At 37.9% G+C, this 1704-nt stretch carries 1 protein-coding gene; it reads right to left on the bottom strand.

The window, feature by feature from the left end; genetic code table 11:
- The coding region (locus WMO38_RS14990; protein ID WP_349163213.1) for a fibronectin type III domain-containing protein at window positions 1–1704 on the bottom strand (1704 nt) is incomplete at both ends.

Below are 1704 nucleotides of genomic sequence, written 5' to 3'. Positions count from 1 at the left end.
TACTGTCTTTTCAATTGTAATATCGAAGAGCTTGCCGATTGTGCTGCCTTTAATAACTGCTGCAATCTTTTCTTTTACTGCTTCTTCTGTTGTTTCATCAGCGTTTGCAACTTTTACCTTAACAGAAATATCTTTTCCATCTGCTAATGCAGCCTTATCTTCTTCTGTAAGAACTGCATCTGCAACCTTTGATGTGTCTACTGTTGTCTTTGGTACATCTTCCTTCTGCTCAATGTCTGTATCAACTTTTCCTGGCTCTGCCTTATAAGCCTTAATCTCATTTGTTGTGAGACCCTTATTTGTCCAGTTGAAACCAGCCATCTTATCGAATTTTCCCATTGTTGTCTCAGCTTTCCACCATGTATCACCGGCCTGTACTGTAATTGTATGTGCCTTTGTCATGTCAAAGCCTTCTGGAAGTTCTGACTTCTTAATTGTGTAAGTTGTCTCTGTTGTTGTCTTAGCACCATTTACAGGATTGAAATATTTATCTGAACCATAAGCTATGTCATCTACATATACACGGTATCCGCCAACCTTTGTATCATCTGTTGCTGCATCCCATGTAATCTCAAGGTCGCCATCTTTTGTTTCCTTAGCTGTAACCTTAGCATCATTTCCCCATACTGGAGCTTTGTAATCATAATTCTTTAATGTTTCAACTGATGTTGTCATCTCATATTCAACACCAGAATCTGTAAATGCTACAATCTTAATAGCATTTTCAACGCCTGGTGTAAGACGTCCAATCTGTTCTTTAACAGTTGTTGTTGCAGCGTCTTTATAAGACTTTATCTCATAGTTATATACTGTTGTCTTTAATTCGCCATTAGCATAAATCTTATAACCACGTACTCTTGAATCTGTTAAAGCTATATTGCTCCATGTGCCCTGTGCATGTGTATAATATGCACTTCCGGCAGTTATCGCTGCTGCTGCACCCTCAGGAGCTGTAATAGGTGTTGTATCTTTTTCACCTGTTGTTGTAACTTTTGCTTCACCTACATATGTCTTATTATTACCTGATTTTTTAAGCTTACTCTGTGTATCGCCTTCTTCGCTCACATATACTTTAAATGTATATTCAACACCCGGTGATAATCTATCAATAGTTGCTGTTGTTGCTGAGATACCATCTTTGATATCTACCTTTGTATCTCCGATATATGTATCTACACCATAGAATACCTTTGTGTCATTTTCTACTGCATTCCATGTAATATCTGCTGACTTTCCGTCTGCTGCACTTACTGCTGTCACTGCATTATTCTTAACAGCCACAGGTGACATTAATGCTTTCATCTGTTCTGTGCGGGCATTAAGTGAATCCAATGTTGTCCCCTGGAATACTATATTCTTGCAATACTGAAGATTGTTCCATGCTTTATTTGTATTCTTTGATACTGACCTACTGTTGTATGACTTTGTATATACATTATAAAATACTGCATTTTCACAACCAATTAATGTCTCCCAGCCATTCATATTCTTAAATCCACCATTACCGCCGACATTTCCAAATGTGATATCCTGGAAGTATAAATTATGGTGTGTATGCCATGGTTTCTGTGGATTTGCAACCGGGTCAACATCTGCAAGTACCTGGATTGTATTCCAGTTAGCACCATATACTGAAACATTGTATGATGCAAAGTTATAGAACTCACCAATCTCTGCATACTCTGTTGAAGATGCTGAGTTAGG

It is taken from the genome of Lachnospira hominis (ex Hitch et al. 2025) (genome assembly GCF_040096395.1).
Lineage (GTDB): Bacteria > Bacillota > Clostridia > Lachnospirales > Lachnospiraceae > Lachnospira > Lachnospira hominis.
Note: the sequence above shows the minus strand (reverse complement) of the source record. Positions and strands in the feature narration are given on the sequence as shown.